At 53.1% G+C, this 15834-nt stretch carries 13 protein-coding genes and 1 pseudogene; 3 read left to right on the top strand and 11 right to left on the bottom strand.

The genetic code is table 11. The annotated features are described in order from the left end of the window. From DCH402_RS05885 to manD, 4 genes are all read right to left on the bottom strand, one after another. Positions 1-343, bottom strand: a 343-nt coding sequence (locus tag DCH402_RS05885; protein ID WP_040000303.1) for a mannitol dehydrogenase family protein, incomplete at its 3' end; no start/stop codon positions are given. 3 nt (positions 344-346) lie between these two features. After that, positions 347-1768, bottom strand: coding sequence for an MFS transporter (locus tag DCH402_RS05890; protein WP_040000304.1), 1422 nt, complete (start codon positions 1766-1768; stop codon positions 347-349). A gap of 555 nt (positions 1769-2323) precedes the next feature. Next, a complete protein-coding gene (locus tag DCH402_RS05895; RefSeq protein ID WP_040000305.1) occupies positions 2324-3346 on the bottom strand; it encodes a Zn-dependent oxidoreductase in 1023 nt (340 codons plus the stop codon). A gap of 15 nt (positions 3347-3361) precedes the next feature. After that, positions 3362-4576 (bottom strand): D-mannonate dehydratase ManD, encoded by a 1215-nt coding sequence (gene manD, locus DCH402_RS05900; protein ID WP_040000306.1) that lies wholly within the window; start codon positions 4574-4576, stop codon positions 3362-3364. A gap of 297 nt (positions 4577-4873) precedes the next feature. Between manD and DCH402_RS05905 the strand changes: the two genes are divergently transcribed. Beyond that, a complete protein-coding gene (locus DCH402_RS05905) occupies positions 4874-5968 on the top strand; it encodes an iron-containing alcohol dehydrogenase family protein (RefSeq protein ID WP_040000307.1) in 1095 nt (364 codons plus the stop codon). Between the two features lie 139 nt (positions 5969-6107). Here DCH402_RS05905 and pelI read toward each other — a convergent pair whose 3' ends face one another. The 6 genes and pseudogenes from pelI to DCH402_RS05935 all read right to left on the bottom strand — a co-directional run bounded on the left by pelI (position 6108) and on the right by DCH402_RS05935 (position 11603). Next, positions 6108-7148, bottom strand: a complete 1041-nt coding sequence (gene pelI, locus DCH402_RS05910; RefSeq protein WP_040000308.1) for a pectate lyase PelI — start codon at positions 7146-7148, stop codon at positions 6108-6110. Between the two features lie 837 nt (positions 7149-7985). Beyond that, positions 7986-8285, bottom strand: a pseudogene (locus tag DCH402_RS05915) (ATP-binding cassette domain-containing protein); the annotation flags it as partial. A gap of 94 nt (positions 8286-8379) precedes the next feature. Further along, positions 8380-8568, bottom strand: a complete 189-nt coding sequence (locus tag DCH402_RS05920) for a YjfB family protein (protein WP_012769024.1) — start codon at positions 8566-8568, stop codon at positions 8380-8382. A gap of 237 nt (positions 8569-8805) precedes the next feature. Next, positions 8806-9927 (bottom strand): ribosomal protein uL16 3-hydroxylase, encoded by a 1122-nt coding sequence (locus tag DCH402_RS05925; protein ID WP_040000310.1) that lies wholly within the window; start codon positions 9925-9927, stop codon positions 8806-8808. 227 nt (positions 9928-10154) lie between these two features. Next, positions 10155-10484: an ArsR/SmtB family transcription factor gene (locus DCH402_RS05930; RefSeq protein WP_040000311.1), complete on the bottom strand. Its 330-nt coding sequence runs from the start codon at positions 10482-10484 to the stop codon at positions 10155-10157. Positions 10485-10679: 195 nt separating this feature from the next. After that, a complete protein-coding gene (locus DCH402_RS05935; protein ID WP_200864871.1) occupies positions 10680-11603 on the bottom strand; it encodes a LysR family transcriptional regulator in 924 nt (307 codons plus the stop codon). 387 nt (positions 11604-11990) lie between these two features. On the opposite strand from DCH402_RS05935, the gene DCH402_RS05940 reads away from it, so the two are divergent. Together DCH402_RS05940 and DCH402_RS05945 are read left to right on the top strand one after the other, a co-directional pair. Next, positions 11991-12503, top strand: a complete 513-nt coding sequence (locus DCH402_RS05940) for a nuclear transport factor 2 family protein (RefSeq protein ID WP_040000313.1) — start codon at positions 11991-11993, stop codon at positions 12501-12503. Between the two features lie 57 nt (positions 12504-12560). Beyond that, positions 12561-13748 carry an aldo/keto reductase gene (locus DCH402_RS05945; RefSeq protein WP_033575370.1) on the top strand — a complete coding sequence of 396 codons (1188 nt, stop codon included), beginning with the start codon at positions 12561-12563 and terminating at the stop codon, positions 13746-13748. A gap of 58 nt (positions 13749-13806) precedes the next feature. Here the strand turns inward: DCH402_RS05945 and DCH402_RS05950 are convergent, their stop codons facing one another. Next, positions 13807-15246 (bottom strand): sensor domain-containing diguanylate cyclase, encoded by a 1440-nt coding sequence (locus DCH402_RS05950; RefSeq protein ID WP_040003409.1) that lies wholly within the window; start codon positions 15244-15246, stop codon positions 13807-13809. Positions 15247-15834 lie beyond the last annotated feature (588 nt).

The raw sequence follows: 15834 nt of genomic DNA on the forward strand, positions 1-15834 counted from the left end.
CCAGTACCGCCTCGATGCCGTCGGTTTCGGCGTGCAATGCTTGCCGAACCACACCCACTACCCGGCAGTGCCACGCCTGCGGCGACATTTCCGCCACGCTGAACAGGTGATCCTGTCGCCGAAGACAGGCGATGTGTTGCTCGCCGCCGATCAGATTAATGTCGCAATACCCCCAGTCGCTGGCGTGTTCCGCCGCCAGCCGATCGGCGTAGACCGCCTGATGGGCGCGATGGAAGGCGCCAAACCCCAGATGAATGATACGGGTTTTCAGTGCCGCCCGGTCGTAGGCGGGCGTGATGACCGCATCGGGCAGATGGGGCAACGCAGCATTGGATAATGTCATGGTTTAAAGCCCCTTGTATTGGCGGTGTGATGAGGCAGTCGCGTGGTGCGCAGCCTGAGTATCGGTGGCGTCTTCCGGTATGCTCAAATCACGATCCTTGACTTCCGGCATCGCGAGGGCGGTAACGAGCCCAATGCAGGAATAGGTCACCAGCATCACGACAATCGGCCACCAGGAACCGGCCATATTACAGAAAATACCTGCCAATACCGGGCCTAACCCGACGGCGATTAAACCGCCGGCTTCTTTGGCGATGGCCATTTGTGTAAAGCGATTTCGTGATCCGAACAGCTCGGCGATGGTGATATTTTCCAGCGCGAACAGTCCCAACACCGCAATATTATGAATAATGATAATGCCGGCAATAATCGTGCTGACCCCCATCTCTTTATTGACGATAATCGACAACATCGGGTAGGCCAGCAATATGGCGGAAATATTCAGAATAATATAAGGCAGACGACGGCCGAATTTATCCGACAACCAGCCTAATAGCGGAATCGTCATAAAGCCGATAATCGAACTGAGCATCAGTGCGTCGGTCGGAATACGTTTTTCAAATAACAAACTTTGCACCAGATAACCGGCCAGAAACGTTTGAATCAATCCGGAATTACCGGCCTGACCAAAACGCAATCCGGTCGCCAGCCAGAATGATTTACTGCTGAACATTTCCGTCAGAGATTTGTGCTGGCTTGCCCGTGGATTATTCGCTTTCGCTGTGTCGACGGCGGTGTCGCTGACCTGTTCAAATACCGGGCTTTCTTTCAGGTTCATACGCAGCCAGATGGCGAAAACCATCACAATGGCGCTGGCCAGGAACGGAATACGCCAGCCCCAGGCTAACAACTGCTCTCTGTCGAGCAGGAAAAACATGGCGGCCCAGATGCCGGTGGCGCTCAGGGTACCGCAGTTGGTGCCCATGGCGACCAGCGAAGAGATAATGCCGCGCTTCCCGCTGGGGGCATATTCCGCCAGCATGGTTCCGGCACCGGAAATTTCCGCGCCGGCGCCCAGCCCCTGCACAATACGCAACGTGACCAGCAGCAGTGGCGCGAAAATGCCGACTTGCGCATAGGTGGGCAAGACGCCAATCAGTGTGGTACAGATCCCCATCATCGTGATGGTAATAAACAACACCTTTTTCCTGCCGATGGAATCGCCCATTCTGCCGAACACCACGGCACCGATAATACGGGCGATATAACCTGCACCGTAAGTACCCATCGCCAGAATTAACGCCATGGCGGCCGATTGTTCAGGGAAAAAGATTTCATGAAAAACTAATGCGGCCCCTAGCGAATACAACTGAAAATCCATAAATTCCAGCGCGGTGCCTAACCATCCGGAGATCGCCGCTTTAACCAAATCAGAGGTATCTCTTTCGGTCTTGCCGGATACAGGCGTCGTTTGTGCTTTATTCATGTTTATACTCTTTTTGAATAGTGGTGATACGCATCGCACAACGATGGAAAAATTATGATTATGTGCGCGACACACCATTCCGGGTCTGGTTAAACGATCCGGAAAGTACAGTAATCAATAACGGTAGTGACGGTTTTTAGAGCCTATCCCATTAGGGCTATTTCACTTGCCATTTTGGCCCTGGGCAGTGCTCGAAATCCTCACGTACTCCGTGTACGCTCCGGTTTCTCCGCGCTGTCCGAGTCCAAACTGGCTGCGCCAATAACGCCTACTGGGATAGGCTCTTATTGTTAGGAAAATATACCCGTTATCGTTCAGGCGGCAGGTGAGTAAAATATCCTGCGCTTGAGTTGTTTTTGGGTAATCTGTTTTATCGTTTCTCCTTTTGGTATATATATCCGCTATACATCAGGTTGCAGATATATTCTGCATTTATCCCCGCTCACTGATTTATTCACGTTCCTGGGGATTGTGGTGTTAAAACGCCCACGCGTTGTGTTTTTCAACAGGTGAGCGCTTTATTTTGTCGCTCACCTGATTAAATGCTGAAATTAACTATGCCTCTTCAAACGTTAATAACACTTTGCAGCAGCTCTTCTGGTCTTTCTCAAAGATATCGATAGCCTGAACGACATCGGCATAATGAAAACGGTGTGTGATCAGTTTCGCCGGGTCAATCAATCGCTGTTCCAGCCATTCAATCACCTGTGGGAATTTATGGGCGTTGAGGCGGGATGAGAAAATGGACAACTCCTTGCTGGTAATGCTCTGCTGGGTAATCTGGCTGGGTTCGCTGGAGAAACCCATCAGGGCGATACGCGCCGCCGGCGAGGCCAGCGAGATAGCTTCCTGCAGAATGCCGGGATGGCAGGCGGCATCAATGATCAACGTGGGCTGGATACCGCGCTGTTTCAGTGTCTCCGCCAGCGGGTGCTCACGATTATCCAGTACTATGTCCGCGCCGCAGTGCTGTGCCATGACCAGACGTTCGGGAATGCGATCGACCACGATCACTTCTTTAACGTGGTAGACCCCTTTGAGCACCTGAACCGAGGTCAACCCCATCGGCCCGGCACCGTAAATCAGCACGGTATCCTGTTCGGTCGGCCGGACTTGCGCGGCTACGTTGGCGGCAATGGTAAAGGGTTCCACCATAACCGCGAACTCGTCGGGTATACCGTCGGGAATGCGGTAAGCGTTGCCGGCCGGAACGGCGGCGTATTGGCTAAACCCGCCGTCACGGTGCACGCCAAGAACGGTCAGCGTGGTGCAAACGTTTGGCCGCCCGACGGAACACGGGTAGCAATGACCACAACTGACTACCGGGTCGACCGCAACCCGTTCGCCGATGCGCGCAGCATCCACGCCTTCGCCGACGGCATCGATAACGCCAAAGAATTCATGGCCGATGACGCGCGGGTATTTAGCGAACGGATTGTGGCCGCGATAAATATGGCTGTCGGAACCGCAAATCCCGGCCCGTTTGACCTTAACCCGGACGTCGCCATGCGCGGGCTGGGGGAGGTCGCGATCGGCGATCGTCAGTGCGTTGGGGTGTTCAATCACAATGCTTTTCATGTCTACCTCGTTGTCTTACCAGTTCCACAGCGTGCCGTCTTCCAGACGGGCAATCGGCAGATAGGCGGGTTCATAGGGGTATTTGGCCGCCAGTTTTTCATCAAATTCGATCCCCAGACCGGGTTTGTCGCCGGGGTGCATATAGCCGTCTTCAAACGTCCAGCTATGCGGGAACACGTCCAGCATCTGTTCGGAATACCCCATGAACTCCTGAATACCGAAATTCGGCACCCAGAGATCGAAATGCAGCGCGGCGGCCATGCAGACAGGCGAAAGATCCGACGGGCCGTGCGATCCGGTACGAACCTGGTACAGCGAGGCAAAGTCGGCGATACGGCGCATGCCGGTGATGCCGCCTGCGTGGGTGATGGTGGTGCGGATGTAATCGATCAACTGCTCTTCGATCAGTTGCTTACAATCCCAGATACTGTTGAACACTTCACCAACCGCGATCGGTGTGACGGTGTGCTGGCGAATCAGACGGAAGCACGCCTGATTTTCGGCCGGCGTCGGGTCTTCCATCCAGAACAACCGGTAGGGCTCCACACTTTTGCCGAAACGCGCCGCTTCAATCGGTGTCAGGCGGTGGTGCATGTCGTGCAGCAAGTGCTCATCAAAACCAAATTTGCTGCGTACGGCTTCAAACAGGTTAGGCATGAAGTCGAGGTATTTCTCCGTTGACCAGATCTGCTCTTCCGGCCAGTTGCCTTTGGTGGCGGGTTCGTACGCCAGCCCTTTGCCTTTCGCCATGCCGTAGGTGGTTTTCATCCCCGGAATGCCGCACTGTACCCGAATCGCCTTGAAACCCTGGTCGCGGTGTCGGGCATAGTCTTCCAGCACCTCGTCGATGGAATGCCCGGTAGTGTGGCAATACACCATCACACCGCTGCGGGAAGCGCCGCCCAGTAACTGGTAGAGCGGCATGTTCGCCTCTTTACCTTTGATGTCCCAGAGCGCCATATCCACGGCGGAAATCGCCGACATGGTGACCGGGCCGCGGCGCCAGTAGGCGCCTTTATAGAAATATTGCCAGATGTCTTCGATCTGCCGGGCATCGCGGCCGATCAACTGCGGGCAAATGTGATCCTTCAGGTAAGACGCCACCGAGAGCTCGCGTCCGTTCAGGGTGGCGTCGCCAATACCGGTGATGCCACTGTCGGTGGTGATTTTCAGCGTAACGAAATTACGTCCTGGACAGGTGACAAACACCTCTGCGCTAATAATTTTCACGTTTCATGGGTCCTTTTTACGTCTTCTACTCTAACTACCATACAAGTATATTGGTGAGCGTGCTATGCGCTGCTTCACAGTTATTTGTCGTACTGAGTAAAAACTATCCTCAGTAAAAACCATCCTCAGTAAAAACCATCCTCACGCCATGATGACACTAAGCGAACTGTCGTGAGGAACCGGCCATCAATGGCATGGTGTTTGCTTGATGAAGGGGGTGTGTTGGTCACGCAGGGGCAGGGCTGCGCTCCATGAGACCATTAATCGCAATCACAACCAACAGGAATAGCCATAAAGATGACACAACAGGTTTTTTTCCCCGCTACCGTGTTGCGTGGCGCCGGAGTCAGTCAACAACTGGGTGAGCTGTGTGCCCGGCTTGGGAGTCGGGTATTAGTCGCGGGAGGGCATCAGGCTCTGACGGCAGCGCAGACGCTGATTATTGAACAACTGCGGCAAGCCGGGGTAACGCTGACGGCGGTAGAGTGGTCCGGCGATCAGTGCAGCGTCAGTCAGATTGAACGGCTGCGCGCGCGGGTGCGTGACACCGACAGCGACCTGCTGCTGGCGGTCGGCGGCGGCAAAGCGCTGGATACCGGTAAAGCGGTGGCGTATCAGTGCGGTATTCCGGTGGTGACGTTACCGACGATTGCCGCCACCTGCGCGGCGGTGACGCCGCTGTCGGTCCGCTACCACGATGACGGCCATTTTCACGATTTGTATCACCTGCCCGCAGCACCGGCTGCGGTGGTGATCGACAGCGCGTTGCTGGTGCGTGCGCCGTTGCGTTGGCTGGCGGCCGGGTTGGGCGATACGCTGGCAAAATGGTATGAATTTCGTGCTATCGACAAGGGCGACAACGGCAGCGGTTTTGCTGCATCGTCCCGCGCTAACAGCGAGATCTGCTTTCGGTTGATCGAGCGACATGGCGAGGCCGCCTGCCGCACGGTGATGGACGGGCAACCCAGTGACGCGCTCGATCAGGTGCTGGACGCTATCTTCCTGTTCGCCGGGTTGACGTCGCTGATGGCCAGCGGTGCACACGCGGCGGCGTCGCATGCGTTGTACGAAGGGTTTACCGTCTGTGATAAGACCCGCGAGTTCGGCCATGGCCTGCTGGTCGGGTTCGGCAATCTGTGCCTGCTGGCGCTGGAGCAGCGCAGTGATGAAGAACTGCTGGCGGCGATTGGGCTGGCCCAGGCGTGTGCGGTGCCGTTGACGCTGGCGGCGATCAGCCCGGATCTGTCAGAGGTAGAGCTGGCGGCGATCGTACGTGCGGCGGTTGACGCGCCGGACATGGCGAACATGCCGTTTACCGTAACGGAACCGATGGTGATTCAAGCGATACGCCGGGTGGAAGGGTTGGCGGCAGGAATGGCAGGGAGCAAATGATCTGCCTGTAGCGACATGGTCTCGGCCATCACTCGGCACCGCATCGTGGAAATAAAAAAGACCGGGCCATTCACCCGGTCTTTGTCTGTTTGATACTTTAGGAAGCCCATGTTGTGTTTCAATCAGTCAGGTGACCCTGTCAGAGTTTGGTCACATCTGAACGGCTAACTTTACAGTTGGCGGTATTCCATTGATCTTCTTCTTTGTACTTCTCGGACTTGCCGTTACCCTTCTCGACGCCGATGTACTCTTCGCAAACCTTCGGTTTGCCTTCTTTATAGTTTTTGATCTTGATGTTTTTAAGCGTTGCCACATCACCGTAGTTGCGGTTAACGCCGGCAATACTGCCGATGGTGCCATTAACGATCAGACCGTCAACATTCAGGAAACGCGGGCCGCCGTTGTTGGTGCAGTCACCACAGGAGCGCCACAGTTTCCCGTGTTCGCCGGTCAGGGTGAAGTTGCCTTTTACCACGGTGGTGCTGTTTTTAGCGTTCTGCTGCAACACTTTGTCCGGCTTGCCGCCGTAACCGCCGTTGGCGTTATGCGCGATCCCGCCGATGATGGTCATGGTTTTGCCGTTATTGGTTGCGGCATCTTCGCAGACGTCTTCCCAAATTACGTTTTCGATGGTGCAGTTGCCGCTGTCGCAGTGAATGCCGTCCGCACCGCCGGAGGCGGAAATACGCAGGTTTTTCACTGTGGCGTTTTTCAAAATGATCAGCGGTTTTTGTTTATCGCTGTCATTCGGGCAGGAGGTGCCGATGGTCACGCCGCCGCAATCCACAGTACGGTTTTCGAATGTGGCACCCGGTTTACACTCGGAGCTGGCTTTCGCTGCGCGCAGCGGGCCGGTTTGCGGTGCGGTGGTGACGGCATTCGATTCCGTTGGGGTTTGATTGTCGCCGACCACGTCCACCCAGTACCAGTAGTTGACGCCGCTGTTGGTGCCGGCATCCTGGAAGGTACGGGTTTCCGCGTCCAGCACGGCGATACGCTCACGCAGCTCAGCATTGCTGGTGGTGCCGCGATACACTTCCTGGCGTGCGACTTTGCTTTCGTCGGTAGACCAGCCCAGATAATTAATATCATCTTTCTGAGACAGCATCAGTGTGGTTTGAGCGGCAAATGACGGTGCCGCCAGCGTGAGTGCACACAGAGGTAATACATACTTAAACATACAATCTCCTTGTAAATCCCACAGGTATTGACTCTCATTCAGTTGAGAGAATGAAATAAATAAAAGCGGGTACTTCCTGAAAGTATCAAGAATACTATAGATCAAAAAATAAAAAGGGCTAGAAAAATAAACCGCTGTTTTGAAAATTAACTTGAGGTGAATATCTGCATATTTCCTTATTTATTTAGGAAGGCGATCTATGTCATTTTTAATTATGTAATATATGTAATGCCGTAAAAATGAATGTGACAAATATCTATTTTTTATTATTTTTTAGTTGATTTTTTAATCAGTCTGAAAGCGAGCGCGATGGCGTATTTAGATGAAAACATTGATAATACCGTGATGTAGTTTATTTGATGGTAACCATAATGTGAACGAATTGTTTGTTTCTAATGTTGTCTTCTAATGTTGTCGGCGGCCGAATGATGCATGGCCCGAGCTATGTGGTCAGGTGGAAAAGAAATAGCGATTGATAAAATCGCCATATTGATGGGGTGTTACCCTGTTTTAAAGAGGAAACAAAAAAGAAACTGTTAATTTTTTTATTCATGGCGGTGGCGAGAAATAAAAATAAAATAATCCGTTATTATTCCTGAATAATATTTCGCTATATTCCCGGCGATTGGATGGGAATATAGCGGTTATTTACTCTGTGTAATTTCCATACTTCACCTGAGTATGGGAATATCAGGTTCCAAAATGACATCTCTACCCGTCATACTTCAGGTTGCAGGTGCGTTGGCTTTATTACTCGGCCCCTTGCCCTGACGGGCCAACGCGTTGCGTTGTTCAACACGCCGGCCGGTTGTCCTGCAACGCGAAGTATTTAGTGTAGGTAGTTTTCAGTTCCTGATGCAGCCTGGCGATGTGCAGGCGCATATCGACCCGCAGTTCGGTGTCCAGATTGGAGAGCGGTTCGTCGAACATAAACACTTTCGGGTTACGCACGATGGCGCGGCCGATGGCGATGCGCTGGCATTGACCGCCGAACAGTTGTTTCGGTTTGCGGTCCAGCAGGTGAGAGAGTTGTAAGGTTTTGGCGACCATTTCAACCTGATGGCGAATCTCCGCCTTCGGTACCTTGTCGACGTTCAGTCCATAGCCCATGTTTTCCGCCACCGTCATGTGCGGGTAGGACTGAATAAAAAACCCGGCGAGTTACTCACTGGCCGGGTTGGCGACGTTTATCTGACACCAGCGAGCGTACTGCAGCGTGGGACTGAAAGTATTACGCCGTGGTGTTGATGTTGCGGCCGATTGCCGGATTAGCAGGCAACGCCGGGATAGACTGAATAAGGCTGGTTACGGCGTCTTTCTGATTATCCAGCGATTTTTTCAGAACAGCAGTCCCGACCTCGCTGCTCAGTTGCATGTTATTAAGACCCGCGGAAAGAGATGCAATCTGTGAAACATCCATCTTGATTATCCTATGTTTGGGCTGGAAGGGTTGATACGGCAGAGAAAACACCCTGCCTACCGGGGTGACGTCCATCAATATGATATCCATCAGCCTACCGATAGCCGGCCACATGTTGCGCCGGCATCTTTACGATATCGGTTTTTTTTGCTCAAACTTTAGGCTAGCAGGCCGGCCGTATGACTGCCGTTCTTTTCATCACACTATTTTATCGGCGAACACTATTCTATCGGCGAATTAGTCGTTGAAGAACCAATAGCCCTGATTAATCAACCCGGTTAATTCTGCAATGAAAGCCGGATTAGACAGCGCATCGCCCAGTTCCTGTTTACCGAGGGTGGTGTAACGGCACAGCGCATCGGCAGCGTCTGGGGCAACGGTTTCCAGCCTTTCGCTGTTAATAAAGAAACTATCACCGATATGCAATACACGCAGCCCGTTCAGGCGAGTCAGGACTTCGCCGGCCTGCAGGGCGTCGGCAACTTCCTCCGGTACGTAGGGCGGTTCTGCCGGCGCGATATCCAGCTCATGGCGCGGTGTGGTCACAAAGCGCCCGAACCACTGCCTGAAATCTTCCGGCTGATTAAGCATCTCAATCATCATCGCGCGCAGACGGTCAAGCTCATAGTCTTCCACCCGGCCCGGATGTTCGCGGCAGGTTAAATCCGGATCGCTGTAATGCTCGCTGCCGAGATCGTTTTCCAGCGCGTAGTCCGCAAAACTGCTAATTAAGTCCCGGCCGTTGGGGCCGCGGAAGCCAACCGAGTAGTTGAGTGCGGTTTCGAAGGTCAGGCCATCGTGCGGGAAGCCGGGCGGAATATATAAAATATCGCCCGGTTCAAGTTCTTCATCGATGATCGGTGTGAACGGATCGACGTGCAGCAGCGCCGGATGCGGGCAGAACTGGCGCATCGGCAGCTTATCGCCGACACGCCAACGGCGGCGGCCCATCCCCTGAATAATAAACACGTCGTATTGGTCGATATGCGGACCTACGCCGCCGCCCGGCACCGAAAAGGAGATCATCAAATCGTCTAAACGCCAGTCCGGCAGCACGCGAAACGGACGCACCAGCTCGGCAGACGGTACATGCCAATGGTTAACAGCCTGAGCCAACAGGGACCAGTCGGTTTCCCCTAAGTGATCAAACTGTTCAAACGGTCCGTTCCATGCCTGCCATTCGCCATTCACATGGCTGACGATGCGGCTATCCACCTCCGGCTCCATCGCCAGACCCGCCAGTTCATCCGGCGTAATCGGATCGACAAAATTCGGGAAGGCATTCTTTAAGACAACCGGTTGTTTCTGCCAGTATTTTTCTAAAAAATCAGGCCAGTTAAGATTTAGCTGATAAGCCATACATTCACACCCGTGAGAAGACAAACGGGCTTGATTATAAAGAGGCTAATACCCGGACCGCCTTGTCATTGGTCAAGGTCGCGTGTTGTGTGTGTCATCAGGCCGTCGGCGCATGGGTGTGCGGCGAGGTCAGTGCTGGCGGTAGTGTGACTCACGGGGCCTTCAGGCTGATGGGGCACAAGGCTTTCCCGGCCCATCCGTGGGCCTGGTATACCAGGCAGGGCGGCTTACTCTTCCTCAGGATGCGGGCAGTACAGGGTATACAGTGTGTTCAGGAGTGAAAGCACTCGTTCATCTTCAATGCGATAAAAAATCTGTTTGCCTTCCCGCCGGGTGGCGACCAGATTGAGCCGTCGCATCACCCCTAATTGTTGTGACAGTGTGGGCTGGTGTATTCCCAGTCGTTCTTCCAACTGAGTGACACAGGCTTCTCCCTGAGTGAGCTGGCACATCAGCAGCAGGCGATCATCATTGGCGAGCCCGCGTAGCACATCTGCCGCAGCCTGAGCCGCCTTTCTCATATCGTCGGGTAATTCCTGAGTGCAGGGTTGTGACATACTAGGACCTATCGTATTAATTGATATACCCGTCAGACTTCGCGTTACAGGTGCGTTCGAATTATTGAGGGTATATATGATGTTATGTCATTTCAATGTCGGCCCAACTTTTTAGGTTGATAAAACCATACAACAGTTGGCCGCTGCCGTACGGTAAATGATGTCTCGCATCCTGGCATCACCTTGCCAGCCGAATTAGTCAGGGAATATATCCACCGGGAGCGAAAGGTCGAGATGACTGAGTATCTCGACCAGCGTATCAAACACCACACGCACTCTGGCAGGAACCGGGCCCGGTTGCGGCCGATAAACATGCAGAGGCCAGGGAGCCGGCATATCGTCATTGAGCAAGGCGACAAGCTGGCCGCTGCGCAAGTACGGGGTCGCGATGATCCCTGATAACTGCCCGATACCGGCTCCAGACAAAACGGCGGCGCATTCCGCTTCAAGATCATCAACGACGATAACGGGCCGAGGTGGCGACAGAAGACGGCCCTGGCTGAATAACCACGGCCAGGCGCGCCCGGTACGACGATCCAGTAACGCCGTCGTGGGTAATTTTTCAAGCTCATCAACACGTTTCGGCGTACCGACGCGGGCAAGTAACTCGGGCGTCGCGACCACATAGAACGGCACTTTCTTTACCACTTTGGCGATCCAGCGATTATCGCGCACCGGGCCCATACGTATACCGATGTCAATCTGTTGATTGACGGTATCCGCCCACTCTTCCGACAGCCGCAAATCAAGAGACAAGCCAGGGAAATCCGCCAGCCGCTGACTCAATCTTGGCATGACGAGGCCACGTATAATGAAGGGCGGGGCCGTCATCCGGACTACACCTGTATATTCAGACAATTGACGGCGATTAGTGCGTTGAAATAGCCCATCGACGTTTGCTACCGCGTGCTGAGCGTTGTCGGCAAATCTTTCGCCGAAACTGGTCAATTGCACCCCGCGGGTGTTGCGGTGGAACAGTACTTCTCCCAGCTCCTCCTCCAGAGATTGAATGCCCCGGGTGATCACCTGTGCGGATACCCCCAATTGTTTGGCCGCATCACGAAAATTGCGGCTCGCCGCGGCTGTCGTGAATATGCGCAACATTTCCAGACGGTTCACGATGACTTCCCCCCCGATCGTCAGAGTTAGAGCCTATTCCAATAGGCCATTATTCCATAATTGGGAATAATAAAATCCAATTATATTGATTTACGGAATGGCTACAAGATCGCCACAATTAGCCGCGCAACCCAGGGAAAACATTCTCTTTTATTTAACAATACAGATAAAACCGGTGAATGCTGATGACCGACCTTCCGACGGCATACTTAATCGGTGCATTGACTGCCGATAGTCGAGTTTTTATGGCTCTACGCCAGGTGTTACGGCGGCGATGCCGGAGACTATAACGACAGTCTTATTCTAACAATTTGATAAAAATATATTTTTTCGATGTCTGTTGGTGCCGCCATCGAACGTCTTCTCCATCAATTAAGGGACGATCTCATGATAAAAGCTGTGCTGTTAACTGCTTCATTACTTACTGGTCTGATATCCGCTGGCGTACAAGCGCAGACGCCAATGCAAATTGCCGGCGACCCGGATGCGTTGTTCACCAGCCCGGACCCGCAACTGAATGCGAATAAACACGTGGTTTACCGCATTATTCGGGACTTACTTGAAGCCGGGCAGTGGGACAAGGCCGATGAGCTGCTCTCCGAGGACTACGTGCAACATAATCCGAACGCGCAGAGCGGGCGTGCCGCCGTTGTGGATTATTTCACCAACGTACTGAAAGTTAAGCCTCGTCCGATTCCTGCGCGACTCAATATGAAAATCATTGCCGTCATCGCCGAAGGCGATTTAGTGACGGTGCTTTACCCTCGAACGGTCAAAGACCCTAACGCACCTGACGGCGTTTATATGACAACCTGGTACGACACATGGCGGATTAATGGCGGCAAGGCGGTTGAACACTGGGATCCTGCATTATTGGGTGAGTCACCGGATTTACGTTAAGCAAGGCCGATTGATTGGAATGTTTCGCTGTTAATACAACGTGAAGAGGTATCAAAGATGGAACGTAGAGAGTTTCTGAAATTCGCTGCCGGAAGCGCTGCGCTTGTCGCAACAGGCTCGGTGCTGGCCCAGTCGGGTAAAGTGGGTGAAGCCATTGCGAGCTTTATACCTGAAAACGTACAGGGAACGGTGCTGCCGACACGTGGAAAAATAGCCAGAACATTATTACCGCTGAATGAGGTGGCGGCACCGGGTATCCGCTACCGGACGCCTTTCCGTTTTGGGATGGGGGGAACGCAAATCGGTAATATTTTTGCGCCTATCAGCGATGCACAGGCACAAGCGACGTTGCAGGCCGCCTGGGATGGCGGCGTTCGTTACTACGACACGTCGCCTTTCTATGGTCATGGCCTTTCAGAACATAGACTCGGCGCATTCCTGCGTGATAAACCACGGGATCAGTACCTTATTTCGACCAAAGTCGGGCGGGTATTTCACCCGAGCCGTCAACCCTTGCCGGCATCGCTGTGGGCGGACAAACTCAACTTTGCCTATGACTACGATTATACCGCGGCAGGCGCCAGACGATCCGTCGAAGATAGCCTCCAGCGCCTGGGCCTGGCCAGTATTGATATCGTCTATATTCACGATTTAGGGCCTGATAACACCGAGCTTTCCGTCCCCTGGACTACGTTCTTTGAGACGGCGCGTTATGGCGCGATGGCGGAACTGGAGAAGATGCGTAAGGAAGGATTGATAAAAGCCTGGGGCTTTGGCATCAATCGTCCCGATGCCGCCGTGATGGCGGCGGCGCTTGATGGCCCGACGCCGGATATTGTGCTGTTAGCCTGTCAGTACAGCCTCATCGACCATGAAGACACCGTGACGAAAACCTTTCCGGCGTTGGCCAAAAAAGGCATCACGGTCACGGTGGGCACGCCGCTCAATGATGGTTTCCTGGGGGGGCGCAATCGCTATCACTTCAGTACGCAACTGCCGCCAGGGGTGGTTGAGAAACGGGCGCGTCTGGCCACGATTGCTGACCGGCATGGCATTGATATCCGAACCGCCGCCCTTCAATTCGCCGCGGCCCCCTCGATTGTTTCGGCGATCATTCCCGGTGCCCGCACGCCTGAACAGGTGAAAGCGAATATACAATCGATGAAAGTCAGTATCCCACGGGCATTTTGGGATGAACTTCGCGAACAGAAGTTAATTACCGCCGATGCGCCCGTCCCCACCTAAGGGACGTTTTCAGCCAGCCCGAAGGTCATCTTCCAATCTTGCGGGCTGGATTCCGCATTTATTCAGCGATGACCGCTTGGTCGCGCCCCTGACGTTTAGCCTGATACAGTGCTTTATCGGCGCGTTGCACCAGGTGGTCGATACTTTCACCTGGGTGAGATTCCGCTATGCCGCAACTGATGGTCAGGTTAATGACCTGATGTTGATGCGACACCAGCGCAAAGCGGATGGCCCGGCGTATCTTCTCGGCAATAAAATGGGCCTGAGAATGTGAGCAATCTGCCAGCAGCAGTACGAACTCTTCACCCCCCCAGCGGCAGGCGGAGTCTGTTTTGCGAATCGTCCGCTGTATTAATCGCGCGGTGCGCACTAATACCCGGTCGCCGACGTGATGTCCGTACTGGTCGTTGATTTTTTTAAAATAATCCAGATCAATCAGAATGATGGAAAAGGTACGGTGCTGCGTTGATTGCTTTATCCGCAGGGTGCGAAAAACGTATTCAAATGCCTGCCGGTTCATCAGGCCGGTTAGTTTATCGGTGGTCGCCATCAGCTCAAGCCGCCGCTGGTAGGCGCCTATTGTCAGCCAGATCAACAACAGCATGGCGACGCTGACGGTAATGCTGATAGCGGTATTCTTCAGCAAGGTGGACCACAACTGCCGGTCGTGCGGCGTGCTGTTTTGTTCAACCATCAGCTTCCAGCCGAACTCCGGGATGATACGGGTATTCAAAAAGATGTTTTCGTTATTTAACGCGTACTGATAGTTGCCGCCCGGCGACGTCAGGATTTGGGTGGCCAGCGGCTGTAACCCCGGCTGTTGGTGAATATTGAGCGCACGATGAAAATTCCTGCTGTGTAGCATGACGTCGCCGTTTTCATCGATAAGGTAGATGGTGCGGTTGTAGCGTTGCTCATACGTTTCAATCAACTGAGTGACCCGTTGCACTGGCAGGCCGACGCCGGTGACGCCGAGGAATTGGCCGTTATAGTCGAGTACCTTGTAATTAATGAAAATATCCATCCGGGTGCGGTTCTCCGGATCAACGCCGATTTCAATGTCGTAAGGCTCGTTATCCTGTGCGTTCTTGATATCGAAAAACCATTGATCATCCGGAGATTGCTCGGAAAGCGTGTGAGTTATTTTTTCCGGATCGTAATAGCGCCGGGTATTATTGGAGACGAAAAAGGAAACCACAGTGTAAAAACGCCGGTCGATTTCCCGCAGGTAGCGGATCATCGCCTGCGGATCCGTCTCATTGGACAACACCCAGTCTTTTACGAAGGTGTCGTGCGCCATCAACGACGAAATGAAAATGGGGTTCAACAGATCTCGCTGAATTTCGGAATAGACATTATCGCTGGTAAGCGGCAACGAGCTTTCTGAAATCTCATCGAACAGCGAGTGACGGGCAACCTGATAACTGCTCCAACTGATCACGAAAAATGCGCTCAGTAACATGCAGGAAAACAGGATGGCGGCCCGTTTTTTGTTCATCCAATAGGTATGGGAAGTATGAGAAAAGGGCAACACGGCATCCTCTGGCGGCTGCCTGCCGACATGTCGCCGGAAGGCATTGATGCAAAATGCCGACATGTTAATGAAGTTAGCCCATAACGCCAATCACTGTATGCTTTCCATCGTGTTTTCTGTTCAAACTGGGGGCTACTCGGCTTTACGCCTATATTTCATCCTTCAGTTGTTTAAGCGCACAGCCTTGCTGTGGGTTTCATTTGGGGAGGCGCCTTTCTTGAACCACGGATCCCACGGTAAGCATCCTGCTAAACCGACCTCTTTATTTTTAGAGATCTTCCAACATTGATTAAAAACCAACACCCTGTAATTTGAAATATGACGGTTATATGACGGGTATAGTCTGGATATTCATGCAACCTACCCCTGAATTTAAGGAAGAAGCTGTTCGGTAGAGAACTGTGTAAGTGCGGCTATGCCGCTGCTACTTAATGTAGGTTGATGTCTATTTACTTCGAGATGGTACGCCCTACAGGATTCGAATTAGTCACGTATCTATATTGATATAAAAGGATTTTCACCAGTTCGAGAAACGTAGTGGCCCCCACCCCC

Origin of the sequence: Dickeya chrysanthemi NCPPB 402, from assembly GCF_000406105.1 — a bacterium.
Lineage (GTDB): Bacteria > Pseudomonadota > Gammaproteobacteria > Enterobacterales > Enterobacteriaceae > Dickeya > Dickeya chrysanthemi.

Bases quoted from the DNA above. Each gene is read 5' to 3' on its own strand.
- DCH402_RS05925 (WP_040000310.1), bottom strand. From the start codon at position 9,927: ATGGCTTATCAGCTAAATCTTAACTGGCCTGATTTTTTAGAAAAATAC.
- pelI (WP_040000308.1), bottom strand. From the start codon at position 7,148: ATGTTTAAGTATGTATTACCTCTGTGTGCACTCACGCTGGCGGCACCG.
- DCH402_RS05920 (WP_012769024.1), bottom strand. From the start codon at position 8,568: ATGGATGTTTCACAGATTGCATCTCTTTCCGCGGGTCTTAATAACATG.
- DCH402_RS05905 (WP_040000307.1), top strand. From the start codon at position 4,874: ATGACACAACAGGTTTTTTTCCCCGCTACCGTGTTGCGTGGCGCCGGA.
- DCH402_RS05930 (WP_040000311.1), bottom strand. From the start codon at position 10,484: ATGTCACAACCCTGCACTCAGGAATTACCCGACGATATGAGAAAGGCG.
- DCH402_RS05945 (WP_033575370.1), top strand. From the start codon at position 12,561: ATGGAACGTAGAGAGTTTCTGAAATTCGCTGCCGGAAGCGCTGCGCTT.
- DCH402_RS05940 (WP_040000313.1), top strand. From the start codon at position 11,991: ATGATAAAAGCTGTGCTGTTAACTGCTTCATTACTTACTGGTCTGATA.
- DCH402_RS05950 (WP_040003409.1), bottom strand. From the start codon at position 15,246: ATGAACAAAAAACGGGCCGCCATCCTGTTTTCCTGCATGTTACTGAGC.
- DCH402_RS05895 (WP_040000305.1), bottom strand. From the start codon at position 3,346: ATGAAAAGCATTGTGATTGAACACCCCAACGCACTGACGATCGCCGAT.
- DCH402_RS05890 (WP_040000304.1), bottom strand. From the start codon at position 1,768: ATGAATAAAGCACAAACGACGCCTGTATCCGGCAAGACCGAAAGAGAT.